Genomic DNA, 17,087 nt, shown 5'->3' on the forward strand with positions numbered 1-17,087 from the left:
ACGCCCCTATCGTAGCGCTGTTTCCGTCCTGCAAAACCGATCTCCATGAAAAAGAGCCAATCGTACAGCCGCTGTGATCCAATCCAGAGTGTGTTCGCCACGGACACGAGATACGCCATCGCGCAGAGAGCACATCATGCGAATCGCACGGGCCTCCCTAGCACTTCTTCTGATCGCCGCCTTTTCCACCCAGCTTCACGCGAAGACGGCTCTCTTCTGCGCCACGCCCACCGCGCTGCAGCGCACCTCTGAGGCACCCCGCAAGCTTATCGTCCTCGGATTCATGGGCGGCCGCGTGCACGCCACAAACTATGTCCACCGCGAAGCCCTGATGGCGCAGCAGCTCCAGCGCCGCTATCCCGATACGCTTCATACCGAGGTCTTTGCCAACCACGACGCGACCCACGCCCTCGATAGATTGCTCGACCTGCTCGACGAGAACCGCGACGGATGCCTTAGCCCGGCCGAAAAGAGCTCCGCCCGGATCGTCCTTTACGGCCATAGCTGGGGTGCGTCCGAGACCATCACGCTGGCGAAACGTCTCCAGGGCATGAATATCCCCGTCCTGCTCACCGTGCAGGTCGACAGCGTCGAAAAGCTCGCGGAAGACGACGGCACCATTCCGCCGAACGTCCACGAGGCCATCAACTTCTATCAGACCGAGGGGCTTCTCCACGGACGGGCGACCATTCAGGCGATGGACCCGAAGCGCACGACCATCCTTGGGAACTTTCAATCCAGCTACCGCAGTAGCCCGGTGCCGCTCGACGGCTACCCGTGGTTCGCCCGCACCTTCATGCGGCAACACATCGAGATCGAAAACGACCGCCAGGTCTGGGACCGGATCGAAGCGCTAATCGGCACCAAGGTCTCTCCCAGCGGTGATTCAGCCCTGCTCGTCGACAAAAAGCTGCCCTAAGCTTGCAGCGCTTCCACCAGCTCTGCCTTAGGCACCTTCGTCTGCGTGGCTGTGGCGAACTCCTTCACGGTGTAGACCTCGCTCGCGACCTCGTCCTCGCCGAGAATGACAATTCTCCGCGCGACCTTGTCCGCGGCCTCGAACGACTTCTTCAGGCGGAACCCACCGTCGCCGACCTCGACCGACAGCCCCGCTCTCCGAAGGTCTTTCGCAAGAGCCAGCGCGGCGGCGTTGCGCTCCACGCCCATGGGGGCGATGAACGCATCGAGCTTCTTCGTCGCGGAAGCAGCCTTGGCCTGAGCCTGCAACGTGAGAATCAGCCGGTCCTCACCGATCGCGAATCCGATTCCCGGCGCGCGCGGCCCGCCCAGCATCTCCGAGAGACCGTCATACCGTCCGCCGCCGAGCAGCGCATTCTGACTCCCGAGGCCGACGGAGTGGCTGAACTCAAAGGTCGTCCGGGTGTAATAGTCCAGCCCGCGCACCAGGCGCGGATTCACCGTGTACGGCACGCCGCACGCATCGAGCGCCGCCAGCACCTGCCGGAAGTGCTCGGTCGATTCGGCATCGAGGAAGTCCGCGATCTTCGGCAGACCGTCGATCAGCGCCTGGTCGGTCTCTTCCTTCGAATCCAGCACGCGCAGCGGATTGGTCTCGGCGCGACGCTGGTTATCCGGGCTGAGCTGATCCTTGATCGGCGCGAGAGCCTCGCGCAACGCGGCAACGTAGCGTGGCCGGTCGGTGGAAGATCCCACCGAGTTCACGCTCAGCGTCCACCCGGTGATGCCCAGTTCATCGAGCAGGGAGGCCAGCATCTCCAGCACCTCGGCGTCGCGAACCGCCGACTCCGCACCGGAGGTCGGCGGTCCGATCACCTCGGCGCCGATCTGCCAGAACTGCCGGTACCGGCCACGCTGCGGCCTCTCCCGCCGGAACATCGGCCCAATATAAAATAGCTTCTGCAGATTCCCCGTATCCCCAAGCTTATGTTCGATATACGCGCGAACGACGCCGGCCGTGTTCTCCGGCCGCAGCGTCAGCGACTGAGCCTTTTCGCTCGCCGCGCGCGCCCTGTCCTCCCACGTGTACATCTCTTTGGAGACGATGTCGGTCTCTTCGCCGACGCCGCGCGCGAAGAGCGAAGTCTCTTCAAACAAAGGCGTGCGGATCTCGCCGAAGCCGTAACGTGCAAAGACGGCGCGGGCCGTAGCCTCCACGCGATTCCAAAGATCCGTTTCTGGGGGGAGGAGATCCCGCGTGCCGCGTACTGCCTTGATCGAAGAAGAAGCCATAGACCTTCTAGTCTATCGAAATCAGGAGATCTCTTTACTCCATCTCCGCCAGATAGATCTTCGTATAGTCCAGATAGTTCCCGGCATACTTCAGGATCAACTCCCGGTCCGCATCCCCCAGCGTCCGCTTGATCTTCCCCGGCACGCCCGCGACCAGCGAGTTTGGCGGAATCACCATCTGCTCCGGGATCACCGCGCCTGCCGCGACGATCGACCCTTCGCCGATCCGCGCGTTGTTCAGCACGCTCGCGCCGATCCCGATCAGCACCATGTCCTCCAGCACGCAGCCATGGACGGTCGCGTTGTGGCCGATCGTGACCAGATCGCCGACCGTCACTGAATATTTGTACCGCTGCCCATGCAGCACGGCGCAGTCCTGAACGTTCGACTTCGAACCGATCCGGATGGCGTTCACGTCGCCGCGCAGCACGGCGTTCATCCACACGCTGGAATGCTCCCCGATCACGACATCGCCGATCACCTGGGCCGACGGGTCGATGTAGCTTCCCGCGCCCACTACGGGAAATACCCCCTGAAAGCTCCGTATCATCCCCGCATTCTATTCCCGTCCCGTCACGAAAATGAAGGAATCGTCATGCTTTCCGTCGACTTTGGCCTCAAAAGACTGTGCGTTTCCCCTTCGCTGGAGTATCCTAGAGGTTGCCAGCAGGCAAGGGAAGAGGTGTATATCTCTTGGCAGAGATTCGAGTTCAAGAAGGCGAACCGCTCGAGAACGCGCTCCGTCGCTTCAAGCGTAAGGTTCAGACCGAAGACATCATCAAGGAAGTCAAGCGTCACTCTTTCTACCTGAAGCCAGGTGAAAAGAAGCGCGTCAAGGAGGCGCTTGCCCGCAAGCGCAACCGCAAGAAGGTCCGTAAAGAGCAGGACTAATCATCGTCTTGCCGTAACCGTCGTACCTGGCTGTACTTCGCTGTACATTCCTGGCTCTGTGTCCTGGAGCGGGCGTCCCAATGAGCGGACGCCCATCCAGGTTACGACGTAAGATACGTCCGGACTGGATGAACCAGTCGATCCGGCGTACGTAGAATCACAATCGAACCACACGTTGCAGTTTCCCGGGCCCCCTTCAAAATGAAAGCTTGATCGCCGGGGCGGCGCGCGTCCGTATCCCTAAAGCAATCATTCTTTCTCCGCATTTGGGAGAATTGATATGGATTTCGTGGACCGCCTGCTGATCTGCGCTGACTGCCGCCAGGAGTTTATCTTCACGGCAGGTGAGCAATTGTTCTTTTTGGATAAGCAGTTCAAGAATGACCCAAAGCGTTGCAAGCCATGTAAGTCCCGCCGCGCGGGTATGGTTGCTGCCGCCGCTGGGGCAGGTCCTGCCGCTGCCGGTATCTCCCGCACCGAGACTCGCACCATGTGCTCGGAGTGCGGCATCGAGACCACCGTGCCCTTCAAGCCGACCCAGGGCCGTCCGGTTCTCTGTCGCCAGTGTTTCCAGGGCAAGCGAGTCGCCGTGCCCGAGACCGCCGCGACGCCCCAGCAGATGACCGCCGACATGATCTCCGCGACGCCCGTCGCCGTGCTGGAGCAGTCCACTGCCTCCGTCGATCTCGTCGCCGAGATGATCGCATCACCCTCCGATTCGCTCGCGAACAGCAACTGAAACAAGCAAAGGGCTGTTGGGGAAAGGCGGAAAGACGGGAAAGAGAAGCAACAACCAAGCCACAAGAAGGGAAGGTGCGATCGTCTTCCACCCAGCATTTGGCTTTTGTCTCTTTTTCCCGCTTGTTCCGCCTTTTCCCCACAATCTTTTAGCAATCTCTCCGAAACCTCTGCAAATCCCACCCGTCCAATCACTTCCAGTCGAAATGCAGCAAAATCACCTCGTCCGCAGGTAAAATCATCCCGTGACTGCCTTCCGCATCTCCCGTCTCCGTAACGTCTTCCTGGCCCTCTCGCTGGCACCCCTCGCCGCTTACGCCCAGACACCAGCTCCCGCTCTCCCGGCGCAACAGCAGCAGCCCGACTCCAGCGAGCCTCTCACCACCATCAAAGCCGGCATCACCGAGGTCAACCTCATCTTCACGGTAACCGACAGCCATGGCCGCTTCGTGACGGGCCTGCGCCGCGAGAACTTCGGCCTGCTCGACGACGGAAAACGCCCCGATCGCGTCTACCACTTCACCCAGCAGACGAACCTGCCTCTGCGCGTCGGCGTCATGCTCGATACCAGCGCCTCCATCCGTGGCCGCTTCAAGTTCGAGCAGGAGGCCGCCAGCGAGTTCCTCGTGCAGGTCCTCCACAAGAACGACCGCGCCTTCGTCGAGGGCTTCGACATCAAGATCGAGATGGCGCAGGACTACACCAATAACATCGCCTTCCTGACCGCCGGCATCGACAAACTCCGCCCCGGCGGCGGCACCGCGCTCTTCGACAACCTCTACATCACCTGCCGCGACCAGATGTTGACCCTGAAGGACGAGGGCAACGTCCGCCGCGCGCTCGTGCTCGTTTCGGACGGCGACGATGACTACAGCCGCGCCTCGAAGACCGACGCCATCAAGATGTGCCAGCGCGCCGAGACCATCGTCTACACCATCTCGACCAATGTCTCGCTCTCGAAAGGCAAGGGCGATGACGTCCTCAAGGACATCGCAGCAGCCACCGGCGGAACACCCTTCTACCCCAAGCGCATCGAGGATGTAGCCGTAGGCTTCCACAACATCGAAGAGGAGCTGCGCAGCCAGTACTCGCTCGAGTACAAGCCCTCGGACTTCAAGGCCGATGGAAGCTTCCGCACGATCTATCTCCAGGCGCTGGACCGCCACTACAACGTCCGCGCCCGTACCGGCTACTTCGCCCCCAAGGCCGAATAAGAGCGCCTGCGCGGACGGCGGACGTTCACACGCCTTCTTGCCGCTTCGCGTGGCCTTCCGTTCGTCGGGAACAAAAATCTATGTCGGCCAACGGAAGGCCCTGCATCGTTGGAGTCGGCAACACCGGTATACGAGTCACGAAGACCCTGTCGCAGGCTCCGTGACCGCCGCCCGCCCGGGACGAAGTAAACTTTTCCCAAAAGTCCGTGTCTAAACGAGCAGGGGATAAACTCCATGCGCCTGACCTTTGCCTCGACCACTCTCCTTCTGGCCTTAGCGGCACCGCTCGCTCTCCACGCCCAGCAGCCCCGCGGCATTCCCGAGAGCCTCGCCAACCTCGCCGATGAGCCCGCGACCCACACCTCGTTCACGCTCGACCGCAACATGATGGAGGCGGCCGACCAGATCATGGATCAGAACGGCGTTGACGGCCACCGCCTCACGGCCGCGGTCAACTCCATCACCATCCAGAACTTCAAATACCACCGCCCGGCCTTCTACACGCCGGAGGTGATGTCGAACATCATCCAGACCTACTCGGCCGCCGGCTGGAAGCACCTCGTCAATGCGAACGCAACGCCGGGCCAGAGCGCCCAGCCCACGTCCATGATGACGGATCTCTGGCTGCACTTTCACGGCACCGAGATCGACGATGTGATGGTCATGATGCGCGGACCGAAGAACATGAACGTCATCGAGGTCTCAGGCCTCCTGCGCCCACTCGACCTCGTTCATCTCAGTGGCCACTTCGGCATCCCCAAGGTAGACCCCAGCGCTGTCATGGTGGCCGCGCCTCCAGGGAAGTAAGGCAGTTGTAAGTTCTAACTGGGGCCGGATGGCTTTGGGCTGGCGAGATACTTCGTCAGCCCACTTCGCATCTGGCCAATTTCATTGGAGAGCGTCTCTGTCTCTTCGATCCGGCGATGAGAGGCGAAATTCAGTCGTGCGGCGATCACTCACTGTGTTTGTAGCACGCAGTTGCTTCCGTGAGCGATGATGACGAAGTTCCGGAAATCCTTTCGCGTAGAGCGTGCAGATCTTCGGCGATGTTGCTGGCAATCGATACGGCAGCACGCCGCCTTCAGCTGACAACTCAGTTTTCGTACCGTTCCACTTGCTGCAAAAGCGCCAGCTTCCGTTGCGGCGGCAGGAAACTTGCCTCGACCGCATTCGCCGCAACCTCCCGCAACTGATCCAGGGAAAACCCATAGTTCTTGAACGCCAGCACATACTCCCCCAGAAGATCGCTCCCAAACATCGGCGGATCGTCCGAGTTCAGCGTGACCATCAGTCCGGCGTCGAAGTACTCCTTCACCGGATGCTTCTCGAAGTCCACGCAACACCCCGTCCGGATGTTCGACGTCACGTTCATCTCCAGCGGAATCTGCCTCTCGGCCAGAATCTCCATCAGCTCCGGATCCTGATCCGCCGTCAGCGCGTGCCCAATCCTCTCCGCACCAATGTTGATCGCGGCCCAGATCGACCCCGGCCCCATCGACTCACCCGCATGCGCCGTCAGCCGCAGCCCAGCCTCGCGAGCCTCCGCGTAGAGTTCCCGGAACAGGTCCGCCGAACCCCGCGCCTCGTCGCCGCCGATCCCGATCCCCACGATGCTCGGATACTCCGCCCGCATCTCCGCCGCCTGTCGAAACACGACCGCAGCCTCCTCCACGCCGAAGTGCCGCACCGCGTCGATAATCCAGTACACGCTTGTGCCGAAGTCGACTTCGCCGCGCATCCGCCCGCGCTCAATCGCCTCCATCACGTCCGGAACCGCAAGCCGCCCCTGCTTGTTCAGAATGCCGAACGAGATATACACCTCGGCATGCACCACGCCCTGCTTCGCCAGCGTCTTGACCATCTCGTACGTGATGAATTCGTAGTCGTCCGGCGTACGCAGACGCTCCGTGACGGCCTTGAAGGTCATGAGGAAGCCGATGAAGTCGGCGTAGGTATAAAGCTGCCGCGCCGCCGCGAGCGTCAGGGGCTCGGCATCATGCTTCTGGCTTAACACCACAAGCGTCTCAGGCAGAATCGTGCCTTCCAGGTGAATGTGCAGCTCTACCTTGGGGAGACCACGGAGCCAACCTTCAGGGTCGATCTCTAAGTCAGGTTGAGGAATACGTCGGGCCATCCCTAAAGTCTACCGCGTCAGCCCTCGTAGAATTCACTCCGCTTGCGGCTATAGAAGAAGTAAACGAAGAGCCCGATCACCAGCCAGACGAAGAAACGAATCCACGTAATCGCCGGCAGCCCGGCCATCAGCAGGATGCAGAACAGCGTGCTCAGCACCGGAATCACCGGCCCGAACGGAACCCGGAAGCCGCGATGCCGCGCCGGGTCTTTGTACCGCAACACGATCACGCCGATCGAAACCAGCACAAACGCAAACAATGTCCCGATATTCGACATCTCGGCAAACGATCCGACGTCGAATAGACCCGAGGGGATCGCCACCAGAATGCCCGCCACCCACGTCGCAAACGCAGGCGTCCGAAACTTGGGGTGCAGTTTGGAGAAGATATCCGGCAGCAGCCTGTCGCGGCTCATCGCAAACCACACCCGCGCCTGTCCAAGCTGGAACACGAGAATCGACGAAACCATCCCAACCAGCGCGCCGATCAGCACCGCCAGCCGCACCCAGTGCAGCCGGTGACCGCCTGGCGTGAGGGAAAGCCGCTTCAGCGCCGTCACCACCGGCGCTCCATCGCCCGCAACCGACTGCCACGGCACCATGCCCGTCAGCACAGCCGCCACGCCCATGTAGAGAATCGTGCAGATCACCAGCGTCGCGATAATCCCAACTGGCACATCCCGCCGGGGATTCTTGCACTCCTCGCTGGCGGTCGAGACCGAATCGAACCCGATATACGTAAAGAAGATGATCGACCCACCGGCCAGAATACCGGTAAACCCGTTCGGCGAAAATGGCACGTAGTTCGAGGTGTGGATGAAGCTCAGACCAAAGCTCACAAACAACAGGATGGCCGCGATCTTGATCAGCACCATGATGTTGTTCGTCCGGGCCGACTCACGAATGCCGCGCACCAGAACGACGGTCAGCAATAACACAATGATGAACGCCGGAATATCGAATCCGAAGTGCCAGCCCGGCGCAAAGATATCTTTCCCCGCAAGATCCTGTAGCCCCAGCGGCAGGTACGCAGGCGAAAGCCACTTCGGCGCCATAGGAACCCCAAGCCAGTCCAGCAGATCGACTACATGCGCCGCAAAGCCCACGCTGACGCTCATGTTGGAGAAGGCGTACTCCAGGATCAAGTCCCAGCCGATGATCCACGCGATCAACTCACCCAGCGTCGCGTAGGTATAGGTATACGCTGACCCCGCAATGGGGATCATGCTTGCCAGCTCCGCATAACAGAGGCCGGTCAGCGCACACACCGTAGCCACAAGAAGCAGCGAGAGCACAAGAGCCGGTCCAGCGCCAGGCCGTCCGGCAACCGCACCCAGATGTCCATGCAGCAGCCCCACCACCAGATCGATGATGGGCGACTTCGCCACCGACACCGTCTGCGAGGGATTGCCGCCGATCGCCGTGCCGATCACCGTAAAGATGCCCGACCCGATCACGGCTCCGATACCCAAAGCTGTCAAAGAGACCGGCCCAAGCGTCTTACGCAGCGCGTTCTCCGGCTGCTCCGACTCATGAATCAGTTTGTCGATGGACTTGGTTCGAAAGAATTGAGTCCGAAAGTTTTGCCTGGCCAGGTGCGTTTCTCCAAAGGGTGTAAGAAGAAACTACAGCAAGAGCACCGTTTCTCCGTAAGGAAAAGCAGGCGCCGCAGGCAGCGGCTCCACGCGGCAAGCGCGGAGCCGCCTCAGACTACCGCTTGCTCTGACCGCGTGCAGCCTTCTTCAGCTTCGCCTTGTTCTCACCGCGAGCGCCCGTACGGGGAGCCTTGGGAGCGGCCTTCTTGCGTGCTGCGCGCTTGATCTTCTTGCGTTCTTCGGTGTCGGTAATGCTCTTTGTATTCGCCATGAGTCGTTGCCAATCTTTCTAATCTTCTAAGAGATGTCGGAGTACAGGGCGCGCCTTTACAGGATTTGGAGCTGGGCGAACTTCTCCACCAGCTTCTTCACGCCGTGCTGATGAAATTGTACTGTAATCTTCGCGTCATCCCCATCGCCTTCGCGCTGAACGACCATTCCTTCGCCATATTTCGGATGCCGGACCCGCACACTCTTCTGCAAACCGGTCTTCCCCGTCTGCTCCGGAACCGCCAATTTCGGCTTTCCGCCGAACTTTTGACCACGCGCCGCAAAGAAATTCGCCACATTATCGATCGAGCCCGCCGGTTTCCCGCCGATCCCGGCACGGTTGGACCCGTAGGATCGCGACAGACCGCTCGAAGGCCGCTGGTCCTCATCCTCATACGAATAATGCCGTTCGCCGTCCTCGTTCCCGCGCCGGGCCCCATACGCCGAGCCCATGCCCATCCCGGGGCTCCCCAGGTCCTCGACCAGACGCGTCGGGACCTCTTCCAGGAACCGCGAGGCCATGCTCGACTCCGGCATATCGCTTCCGTAGCGCCGCCGGTAGCGCGCTCTCGTCATCACCAGCGTATCCATCGCGCGCGTCATGCCTACATAACAGAGCCGCCGTTCTTCTTCGAGGCCCGTGGGGTCGGTCAACGTCCGCGAATGCGGAAACAGCCCCTCCTCCATGCCCGTCAGGAACACCAGCGGAAACTCCAGACCCTTCGCCGCATGCAGCGTCATCAGCGTCACCCGCGCGTCGGCCGAGTACTGATCCGCATCCGACACCAAAGCCGCATGATCCAGGAACTCATGCAGCGTCTCGCCGCGCTCCTGCGCGTCCTGCGCCGCGTTCGCCAGTTCCTTCAGGTTCTCAATGCGCGAGAACGACTCCGGCGTAGCCTCATCCTCGAGCGCCCGAATGTAACCGCTCCGATCGTTCAAAAACTTGATCAACTCGGGCAGCGTGGCCGGATCTCCCGGCTTACGGAACGCCGGTCTCTCAGCCTCTGCCCTGTCCCTCGTATTCTCGATCTCCTTGGCCTCTAGAAGCTGCTTCCGCGTATCCGCCGCACTCTTCTTCAACACCACCGGAGCAAACGGATTGAAGGCGATCGCATCGATGCCATGCGCCGCATCGGTGTCAGTCGCGTTCTCCGGCGCAATGGTCGAAACCTCTTCACTCGGCCCAAAATCGAAGTTGAAGTTGAAGCTCGTATCGAACGTGTTATCTGCCTCTTCGGCCGCGCCAGCCGCCAGCGCAAGCGACTCCTCCTCCGCATCGCCGAACCCGAACGACGTATCGGCGTCCTCCGGAATCGCCCCGACGTCCTCCAGCAGCTTCTCGGCAAACGAAGCGCCGATCATCGCCCGCGCATCTTCAATCAGCCTCTTGAATCCCTCCAGCGCGATCAAGGCCCGCTGCGGCAGCAGACGATCTTCCACAGCCTTGCCGATCGCATCCCACGAACTCATGCCCGTCGTCAGCGCAATCCGCTCGATGACCTCCATCGTCGTCTTGCCGATGCCACGCGTTGGTGAGTTCACGACGCGCCCCAGGGCAATCGAGTCATGCGGATTCTGCACCAGCTTCAGATAGCTCAGAATGTCCTTGACCTCCGAACGGTCATAGAACGAGAAGCCCCCCACCATGTGGTACTGAATCTGGTACCGCCGCAGCGCCTCTTCCACCAAACGCGATTGCGAGTTGGTCCGATAGAGAACAGCGCACCGCGGAGCCTCCTCCGTCTCGCCCGCCGTCCGCAGATACTTGTGAATGCGGTCCGCGATGAAGATCGCCTCGTTCTCGCCATCCGAAGCCTCGTAATACCCAATCAGCGACCCACCCTCGCGCGCCGTCCAAAGGTTCTTGCCCTTGCGTTGCGTGTTCTGCGCGACGACCGCGCCGGCACCCTCGAGGATGTTCTGCGTCGAGCGATAGTTCTGCTCCAGGCGAATCGTCTTCGCCTCCGGAAAGTCCTTCTCGAACTCCAGGATGTTGCGAATATCCGCGCCGCGCCAGCTATAGATCGACTGGTCCTCATCGCCCACCACGCACACGTTGCCATGCGAGCCAAGCAGCTTCATCAATTCATACTGCGGCCTGTTCGTATCCTGGTACTCGTCGATCAGGAGATATTTGTAACGGCGGTTGTAACGATCCCGAACCTCGCTCGAACTCTTCAGCAACCGCACCGTCTCAAGCAGAAGATCGTCGAAGTCCAGTGCGTTCGCCTTGAACAACTCTTTGCGATAGATCTCGAAGATGTGCGCGATCTTCTCTTCCAACGGATTGGTCGAAGCCAGAAAGTACTCTTGCGGATCGATCATGTGATTCTTCGCCCAACTGATCCGGCCAAGCGCAACCCGCGGCTTCAACTGCTTGTCGTCGATGCCAAGCCTCTTCAACGCCGTCTTCACCACAGCCTGTTGATCGGTCTCGTCATAGATGGCAAACGTGCGCGTCAAGCCAACGCCGTTCACCCGCATCGCCTCAATATCGCGACGTAACACACGCACACAAAAGCTATGGAAGGTCGCAAGCGTAGGCTTGGCCAGCGAGCTGTGTCCCATGATCTTTTCGACGCGCTCTTCCATCTCCTTCGCAGCCTTGTTCGTAAAGGTCACGGCCAGAATGGAGTCCGCGGGTACGCCGCGCTCTTCAATAAGGTAGGCGATGCGATGCGTGATCACACGCGTCTTGCCGCTCCCCGCTCCAGCGAGCAAAAGGACGGGACCATCCACCGATACGATCCCGTCCTGCTGCTGCGGGTTCATCTTTTCAAGAAGCTTCGACGCCATCGTTTGACTCCACTCCCTATCTTAAATCGCTGTGCAACGGATGCCTAATCGGACCGTGCATCCATGTCGTCACCGGACCCTCGCTGTCCATTGCCGGACATCTCTGTCCATGCGTGAACACCGCGTCTTTATTGGCGAAATCGTTCACGGACGATTCACAGAAAAAGAAAATTATTTCTCGAAAATCACGGAACCTTCTGGAACCCACCGCGTATTACCAAGTGCGACATGAAGGGTGGCCGGCACCTCGACATGATTCGCTACTTCAATCCAAACCGGAGCACTGCCATGACCTTCTCGAACTCGATCCGCACCTTCGCTACGTCCACCCTCGCCGCCGCCACCCTCACCATGATGCTCCTCCCCACGCCTGCTCAGGCCTCCATCTTCAGCCATAAGAAGGCTGCGGATGCCTCGCTCGGCGGCACCGCCCAGACCGTCAGCTTCAACGTGGCCAACCGCTCGGGAGCAGACATCGAACTCCGCGCCGGCGACCAGGTCATGACCGTGGCCAAGGGCCAGACGCTCCCCGTCAAGCTCGCCGTCGGTACCCGCATCACCACCACCACCGCCTCCGACAAGCGTGAAGCCGGCTCCATCATCTGCGAAGTCTCCAACACGCTCAAGGGAAACACCGTCGTCCTGAACTAAGCAGTCCTCCCCCCGGTTGGCGCTCCATCTTTTGCGTCGCTCGCAAAGGATGGAGCGGAAGTAGCCAACCCGCAACCAAACCAAGAGCCCATGCATGTGGACAGAGCGCGCAAAGCTCTGTAGCCCAATACGCTCTCTCCACATGCATCGGCTCTCGAGCCAGTGCAGCCTGCAACACTTTTTGTCCGAAGTAGACTTATGTTCGATGGTGTCTCGCGGGTTGTGCGGCTTCGGCAGCATAGCCCGCGTACGCTAAACCCTGCGACAATAGCAGCACCATGTCCATCCGCAATATCGCCGTCTTCTGCGCCTCAGCCAATGGCGCGCGCCCCATCTATCGTGAGCAGGCCGAAGCCCTGGGCCGTGCTCTCGCCGTACATCAAATCGGCCTCATCTACGGCGGCGCCAAGGTCGGCCTCATGCAGGCCGTAGCCGAAGCCGCCATCGCCAGCGGTGGTCACGTCGTCGGTGTCATCCCCGAGGTCCTCGTCGATCTCGAGGTCGCCCACGACGGTCTCTCCGAGCTCCACATCACCGACACCATGCACACGCGCAAGGCGCTCATGGGAGAGCGCTCCGACGCCTTCATCGTCCTGCCCGGCGGCTTCGGCACCTTTGAAGAACTCTTCGAGGTATTGGCCTGGCAGACCCTCAAGATCCACACCAAGCCCATCCTCCTGCTCAACACCGCGGGCTTTTACAAACCCATGCTTGCCTTCCTCGATCATTGCGTCGCCGAGGGCGTCCTCAAGCAGAAGAATCGCGACATCCTGCTCGTCGCCGATACCGTAGAGGATGCTTTCAAGCAGCTCGGCATCGCCTGAGCGAGATCGAGTTGCGGCTACTCCTCTCGCCGCAACTCGATCCCTTCCACCACACCATCCCATAACGCGATCCGCGCCAGCAGTGCCTCTTCTGCCGCGACGGAAGCCTCCTGCCACTTCGCAGCGTCATTCCCGCACAGTTCTGCAATCATCCGCAGAGCCATCGGCCCATGCTCATCGCCGTCGACTTCGATGTGCCGCTCCATGTACCACCGCAGCATCTCGAGCCGGCCCTCCATCGCGTCGTTCTGGTCGCGAATGAAGCTGCGAAACATATCCGGAATCAGATCCTCGCGTCCAAACGTAAACGCCGCCGCCACAGCATGCAGCTTGCCCGACTTGATAAACCCAAACGTGGTCCGCACAAACTCCCGTGCCTCCACCGGAGCCGCCGCAAGCAGCCCATCGATCTCTTCGCCGCGACGCACGCCCGCGACCAGGGCATCGATCGCCACGGTCGAAGCACCGCAGGCCTTCATCGCCATCAGGTAGATCTCGAAGTGGCTCGCCGGCCTGCCCGCATACACATCGCTCTCTTCGCCAAGCACAATCTCGTTGATCAAGCGGCGGCTCACGGGGAACGTACTCGGCACCCATGGCACATCCACGCAGGTCAGTCCGCGCTGCAACACCTTCAGCAGCGACATGAAGTCCCACACCGCAAACACATGCGCTTCGAGAAACACTCGCAGGTCTTCGATCGAGGCAAACGAACGGTACAGCCGATGTTGCGCCAACTGCTCATACAAAGGCCTCAGCCTCTCTGCCAGCTCCTGCAGCGGCTCAGGCTGCGCATCATTCCATCCAACCAGTTCCATGAATCCCTACTCCCCTTCCGGCAATCGCCGGAGATACTCCCACGAATAAATACCGCTCTCGTGTCCATCGTTCCATTTGAATCGCAGCGCATACTTGCCCACGGGGGTCGCCTCCAGCGGCCTCACCGGAGCCTTGAACATCGGCAGCAGGGAAGCGGGCTGCGGCTTCGCGACCCCGGGCTTGCGCCCATCGGCATCGCGAGCCTCATGGCACGTCGCACAGGGACAAGCCTCGCGCAGCCACGCGAACGTCCACTTGCTCACATGCCCGTCTTTCCATGCGATCTCGACGCCCGTCCCCTCGGTCTTCATCACCTTTACCTTCGCCGGGGTAACTGCCGCGGAAGGCAGCTTCACCTCGGGGGCGGCTTCGCGCTCCGCCTGCTCCGCGCTTACAATCCTGATGCCTTCATGGCTCATGCCAACTCCTTCCTTGCGACCCGGTCGTCCAGCGGCTTCATCGCCACGCCGCCCAACACCGAATGAAATGTACAAAAATAAGTGACAAATACGTCACGCGGCGATATCAACTCTGCCTCCAGAAGAAGTACGCGGCTATCGTGCATCCCGTGGCCACCACCAACCCACGCAGCACCGCGGGATTCGTCCGTCTCGCATACCGTGCGCCGAGGTAGCCACCAAGCCCCGCAGCCACCATGGAGATCAGGCAGTAGTGCCACAGCACTCGACCCCTCACGATGAACGTCAGAATCGCGCAAAAGTTCGAAAGGCATGCCGCCAGAACCTTCAGCGAGTTCAACACATTCATCTCTTCCACGCCGAACAGAGCCAGGATCGTCATCACCAGAAACCCGCCGCCCGCGCCGAAGTATCCGATGTAGAAACAAACCGGCAGAATCGCGACGAAGACCCAAACCAGCGGCAGAGGCCTCTCGCCAAGCTCAGCCGGATGCTCCTTCGACCGTCTCCGCAGCCACTTCGACACCGGTCCACTGATCCCGAAGATCAGTGACCCGGAGAGCAACAGCCACGGAATCAGATGCAGGAACGTCATCTGCTTCGTGTTGAGCAGCGTCAACGCGCCAATCACGCCGCCCAGAATCGAAGCCACCGTAATCACCGGCAGCAGGTCTTTGCGCATGTCGCCCCGCAGCGTGGCCAGTGAGGTCAACTGTCCCGGCCAGAGCGCCACGGTGTTGGTGGCATTGGCCTCCACCGGGGGCACGCCCATCGAAAGCATCGCGGGGAATGAAATGAACGATCCACCCCCTGCCATCGCGTTCATAATCCCCGCCACAAACGAGGCCAGCACCAGCCAGAGGTAGTGCCAGTGCGTGCTCCATGCCAAAGTCATCGTCTTTCTATTGTAGCGACCCGGCCCCAGCCTCACCCGGCATCGTTGGTGTCGCAGCAATCAGCCGCTGCGTATATTCATCCCGCGGAGCCCCGCACACCTGCCCCACATCCCCCAGCTCCACCAGGCGTCCCTTCTGCATCACCGCAACCCTGCCGCACAGATACCGCACCAGCGGCATGGAGTGCGAGATAAACAGATACGTCAGCCCATACTCCCCTTGCAGATCCTTCAGCAGATTCACCACCTGCGCTCCCACGCTCACATCCAGCGCGCTCACCGGCTCATCCAGCACCAGCAGCTCAGGGCGCAATGCCAGCGCCCGCGCAATATTGATCCTCTGCCGTTGCCCTCCGCTGAACTCGTGCGGATATCGCCGCAGTGCCGCCGTCTCCAGCCCCACGGCATCCAGCAACTCCCGCAGTCGAGCCTCCACGCCTCCCGCAGGCGTCTCGCCGTGGATCGCAAACGGCTCCGCGAGAATCTGCGCCACGCGCATCCGCGGGTTCAACGCCGCATACGGATCCTGAAACACAATCTGCATCCGCCGCCGCATCGCCCGCAGCGCACCGGCGTTCGCCGCCAACACATCCACCCCGTCGAATCGCACCGAGCCCGCAGTCGGTTCAATCAGCCGCAGCATCATCCGTGCCACGGTGCTCTTGCCCGACCCCGACTCGCCCACCAGCCCCAGCGTCTCGCCCTTCGCAATCGAGAGCGATACGCCATCCACCACGCGCGCAACGCCGCGATCGGTCGGGTACTCCTTCACCAGTCCTTCCGCTTCTACCAGCAACGCCATCTCCCAATGCTACTATCGACAAAATCAGGAGCCCCCATGTCCCAGCCCCACACCCTCCAGAGCCTATCCGGCAAGACCGTCCTCATCACCGGAGCCTCGGCCGGCATCGGCTGGTACACCGCCCTCGCCTTCGCCCGCCAGGGAGCCAACCTCGTCCTCACCGCACGGCGCGCAGAGCGCCTCGAAGCTCTCGTGGCTGAGATCGAAGCCCTCGGCGCGCAAGCCGTCTTCCATGCCGGAGACGCCGCCGAAAACGCCGTCGCCGTGGCAACCGTAGCTCTCGCCCTCGCCACGTTCAACCGCATCGACATCCTCATCAACAACGCCGGAGCCGGCAACTACAAGCAGCTCGTCGACACCACCGTCGAAGAGTACGACCACCTCATGGACTCGAACATGAAGAGCACCTTCCTCTTCGCGCGCCACACCGCACCGTCCATGATCGCGCAACAGTCCGGCACCCTCGTCCTCATCTCATCGATCGCCGGCCTGCAGGGTTACGCGAACGAGGCCGTCTACTCCGCCACGAAGTTCGCGCAGGTCGGCTTCGGGCAGGCCCTGGAGGCCGAGCTCCGTCCCCACGGCATCAAGGTCGAAACCATCTGCCCCGGAGGCGTCAAAACAGAGTTCGCCGTAGGCAAGGGACGCACCGAAGACTACGTGCGCAACTCCTGGATGATGAACCCCGCCGAGTTCGCCGAGACCATCGTCTTCGCCTGCCGCCAACCCGCCAACGTTCGCATCGTCCAGATGACGGTCCGCCACATGGGCGAGCCTCCGAAAAGATAGCCAGGAGACTCGCAGGCCGCAGGAGACACTACCTTC

At 61.0% G+C, this 17,087-nt stretch carries 18 protein-coding genes; 8 read left to right on the forward strand and 10 right to left on the reverse strand.

The features are described from left to right. Positions 1–136 precede the first annotated feature (136 nt). On the forward strand, positions 137–919 hold the full coding sequence (locus BM400_RS05745) for a hypothetical protein (RefSeq protein WP_089837458.1): 783 nt from the start codon (positions 137–139) through the stop codon (positions 917–919). Here BM400_RS05745 and hisS read toward each other — a convergent pair. After that, positions 916–2,211: a histidine--tRNA ligase gene (hisS, locus tag BM400_RS05750; RefSeq protein ID WP_089837459.1), complete on the reverse strand. Its 1,296-nt coding sequence runs from the start codon at positions 2,209–2,211 to the stop codon at positions 916–918. The genes BM400_RS05745 and hisS overlap by 4 nt on opposite strands. Positions 2,212–2,245: 34 nt before the next feature. Next, on the reverse strand, positions 2,246–2,761 hold the full coding sequence (locus BM400_RS05755; RefSeq protein WP_089837461.1) for a gamma carbonic anhydrase family protein: 516 nt from the start codon (positions 2,759–2,761) through the stop codon (positions 2,246–2,248). 143 nt (positions 2,762–2,904) lie between these two features. On the opposite strand from BM400_RS05755, the gene rpsU reads away from it, so the two are divergent. From rpsU to BM400_RS05775, 4 genes are all read left to right on the forward strand, one after another. Continuing rightward, the gene (gene rpsU, locus BM400_RS05760; RefSeq protein ID WP_013581735.1) at positions 2,905–3,102 is read left to right on the forward strand and encodes a 30S ribosomal protein S21; all 198 of its coding nucleotides are present in this window, start codon (positions 2,905–2,907) and stop codon (positions 3,100–3,102) included. A 280-nt stretch (positions 3,103–3,382) separates the two neighbouring features. Beyond that, positions 3,383–3,841, forward strand: a complete 459-nt coding sequence (locus BM400_RS05765; RefSeq protein WP_089837463.1) for a zinc-ribbon domain containing protein — start codon at positions 3,383–3,385, stop codon at positions 3,839–3,841. 244 nt (positions 3,842–4,085) lie between these two features. Continuing rightward, positions 4,086–5,054: a VWA domain-containing protein gene (locus BM400_RS05770; protein WP_245781704.1), complete on the forward strand. Its 969-nt coding sequence runs from the start codon at positions 4,086–4,088 to the stop codon at positions 5,052–5,054. A 234-nt stretch (positions 5,055–5,288) separates the two neighbouring features. Further along, positions 5,289–5,861, forward strand: coding sequence for a DUF4252 domain-containing protein (locus BM400_RS05775; RefSeq protein ID WP_089837465.1), 573 nt, complete (start codon positions 5,289–5,291; stop codon positions 5,859–5,861). Positions 5,862–6,147: 286 nt separating this feature from the next. Here the strand turns inward: BM400_RS05775 and add are convergent, their stop codons facing one another. From add to BM400_RS05790, 4 genes are all read right to left on the reverse strand, one after another. Next, a complete protein-coding gene (gene add, locus BM400_RS05780; protein ID WP_089837467.1) occupies positions 6,148–7,188 on the reverse strand; it encodes an adenosine deaminase in 1,041 nt (346 codons plus the stop codon). A 17-nt stretch (positions 7,189–7,205) separates the two neighbouring features. Then, positions 7,206–8,738: an amino acid permease gene (locus BM400_RS05785; protein ID WP_425432399.1), complete on the reverse strand. Its 1,533-nt coding sequence runs from the start codon at positions 8,736–8,738 to the stop codon at positions 7,206–7,208. Between the two features lie 160 nt (positions 8,739–8,898). After that, a complete protein-coding gene (locus BM400_RS21935) occupies positions 8,899–9,054 on the reverse strand; it encodes a hypothetical protein (RefSeq protein WP_175528886.1) in 156 nt (51 codons plus the stop codon). A 56-nt stretch (positions 9,055–9,110) separates the two neighbouring features. After that, complete coding sequence (locus tag BM400_RS05790) at positions 9,111–11,852, reverse strand: ATP-dependent helicase (RefSeq protein WP_245781705.1); 2,742 nt, start codon at positions 11,850–11,852, stop codon at positions 9,111–9,113. Positions 11,853–12,080: 228 nt separating this feature from the next. On the opposite strand from BM400_RS05790, the gene BM400_RS05795 reads away from it, so the two are divergent. Then, the gene (locus BM400_RS05795) at positions 12,081–12,503 is read left to right on the forward strand and encodes a hypothetical protein (protein WP_089837472.1); all 423 of its coding nucleotides are present in this window, start codon (positions 12,081–12,083) and stop codon (positions 12,501–12,503) included. A 278-nt stretch (positions 12,504–12,781) separates the two neighbouring features. Continuing rightward, a complete protein-coding gene (locus BM400_RS05800; protein WP_089837474.1) occupies positions 12,782–13,327 on the forward strand; it encodes an LOG family protein in 546 nt (181 codons plus the stop codon). A gap of 17 nt (positions 13,328–13,344) precedes the next feature. Here BM400_RS05800 and BM400_RS05805 read toward each other — a convergent pair whose 3' ends face one another. The 4 genes from BM400_RS05805 to BM400_RS05820 all read right to left on the reverse strand — a co-directional run bounded on the left by BM400_RS05805 (position 13,345) and on the right by BM400_RS05820 (position 16,262). After that, entirely contained in the window at positions 13,345–14,145 is an 801-nt protein-coding gene (locus tag BM400_RS05805) for a DUF3050 domain-containing protein (protein ID WP_089837477.1), read from the reverse strand. Positions 14,146–14,151: 6 nt separating this feature from the next. Further along, positions 14,152–14,565, reverse strand: coding sequence for a DUF971 domain-containing protein (locus tag BM400_RS05810; protein WP_089837479.1), 414 nt, complete (start codon positions 14,563–14,565; stop codon positions 14,152–14,154). Between the two features lie 106 nt (positions 14,566–14,671). Further along, positions 14,672–15,460 carry a sulfite exporter TauE/SafE family protein gene (locus BM400_RS05815; RefSeq protein ID WP_089837482.1) on the reverse strand — a complete coding sequence of 263 codons (789 nt, stop codon included), beginning with the start codon at positions 15,458–15,460 and terminating at the stop codon, positions 14,672–14,674. A 7-nt stretch (positions 15,461–15,467) separates the two neighbouring features. Then, positions 15,468–16,262 carry an ATP-binding cassette domain-containing protein gene (locus BM400_RS05820; protein ID WP_089837484.1) on the reverse strand — a complete coding sequence of 265 codons (795 nt, stop codon included), beginning with the start codon at positions 16,260–16,262 and terminating at the stop codon, positions 15,468–15,470. Positions 16,263–16,298: 36 nt separating this feature from the next. On the opposite strand from BM400_RS05820, the gene BM400_RS05825 reads away from it, so the two are divergent. Next, on the forward strand, positions 16,299–17,051 hold the full coding sequence (locus BM400_RS05825) for an SDR family oxidoreductase (protein ID WP_089837485.1): 753 nt from the start codon (positions 16,299–16,301) through the stop codon (positions 17,049–17,051). Positions 17,052–17,087: the final 36 nt, after the last annotated feature.

The sequence above is a fragment of the Granulicella pectinivorans genome (genome assembly GCF_900114625.1).
GTDB lineage: Bacteria > Acidobacteriota > Terriglobia > Terriglobales > Acidobacteriaceae > Edaphobacter > Edaphobacter pectinivorans.

Excerpts from the sequence above, each read along its gene's own strand:
- BM400_RS05745 (WP_089837458.1), top strand. The coding sequence starts at position 137 with ATGCGAATCGCACGGGCCTCCCTAGCACTTCTTCTGATCGCCGCCTTT.
- hisS (WP_089837459.1), bottom strand. The coding sequence starts at position 2,211 with ATGGCTTCTTCTTCGATCAAGGCAGTACGCGGCACGCGGGATCTCCTC.
- BM400_RS05755 (WP_089837461.1), bottom strand. The coding sequence starts at position 2,761 with ATGATACGGAGCTTTCAGGGGGTATTTCCCGTAGTGGGCGCGGGAAGC.
- BM400_RS05765 (WP_089837463.1), top strand. The coding sequence starts at position 3,383 with ATGGATTTCGTGGACCGCCTGCTGATCTGCGCTGACTGCCGCCAGGAG.
- BM400_RS05775 (WP_089837465.1), top strand. The coding sequence starts at position 5,289 with ATGCGCCTGACCTTTGCCTCGACCACTCTCCTTCTGGCCTTAGCGGCA.
- add (WP_089837467.1), bottom strand. The coding sequence starts at position 7,188 with ATGGCCCGACGTATTCCTCAACCTGACTTAGAGATCGACCCTGAAGGT.
- BM400_RS21935 (WP_175528886.1), bottom strand. The coding sequence starts at position 9,054 with ATGGCGAATACAAAGAGCATTACCGACACCGAAGAACGCAAGAAGATC.
- BM400_RS05790 (WP_245781705.1), bottom strand. The coding sequence starts at position 11,852 with ATGGCGTCGAAGCTTCTTGAAAAGATGAACCCGCAGCAGCAGGACGGG.
- BM400_RS05795 (WP_089837472.1), top strand. The coding sequence starts at position 12,081 with ATGAAGGGTGGCCGGCACCTCGACATGATTCGCTACTTCAATCCAAAC.
- BM400_RS05800 (WP_089837474.1), top strand. The coding sequence starts at position 12,782 with ATGTCCATCCGCAATATCGCCGTCTTCTGCGCCTCAGCCAATGGCGCG.
- BM400_RS05805 (WP_089837477.1), bottom strand. The coding sequence starts at position 14,145 with ATGGAACTGGTTGGATGGAATGATGCGCAGCCTGAGCCGCTGCAGGAG.
- BM400_RS05810 (WP_089837479.1), bottom strand. The coding sequence starts at position 14,565 with ATGAGCCATGAAGGCATCAGGATTGTAAGCGCGGAGCAGGCGGAGCGC.
- BM400_RS05815 (WP_089837482.1), bottom strand. The coding sequence starts at position 15,460 with ATGACTTTGGCATGGAGCACGCACTGGCACTACCTCTGGCTGGTGCTG.
- BM400_RS05820 (WP_089837484.1), bottom strand. The coding sequence starts at position 16,262 with ATGGCGTTGCTGGTAGAAGCGGAAGGACTGGTGAAGGAGTACCCGACC.
- BM400_RS05825 (WP_089837485.1), top strand. The coding sequence starts at position 16,299 with ATGTCCCAGCCCCACACCCTCCAGAGCCTATCCGGCAAGACCGTCCTC.